Annotated in this window: 1 protein-coding gene; it reads right to left on the reverse strand. The window is 57.3% G+C overall.

All coding sequences use genetic code 11. The features are described 5' to 3' along the window. Window positions 1-116: 116 nt before the first annotated feature. Window positions 117-377: hypothetical protein (locus tag AC0L20_RS40155; RefSeq protein ID WP_473295693.1), on the reverse strand; the 261-nt coding region annotated here is incomplete at its 5' end.

Raw genomic sequence — 377 nt, forward strand, 5'->3', positions numbered from 1 at the left:
GTGAGGATCAGGGACACGGCATTGAGGGTGGTCAGGTGTGAATGGAGCATGGCAATTTCCACGACAGAGACCCAGGCCAGGCAGCAAGTTGTGTGCCGTTGCCCGTCCAGATCAGCTTATGGGAAAAACACCCGCTGGGCTTGCGCCAGACTGATCTCGCTGCTGTAGAAGGCCACCCTTTGTGTCTCATCCAGGCCCTTGACGGAGTCAGCCGCCGCCCCCAGCCGCTGTTCCGCTACAGTTTTCAGGCGAGCGCTGATGAATGATTTATTCGGCGTCCAGTGGGTGCTGTAGTGAAAATGCGCATACCAGAGGACTTCGTGGGAGCCGCGCTCACTGATGGCGTATTCATCCAGATAGTCAGGGGTTTGGCCTTT

It is taken from the genome of Bradyrhizobium sp. Kon58 (genome assembly GCF_055807455.1).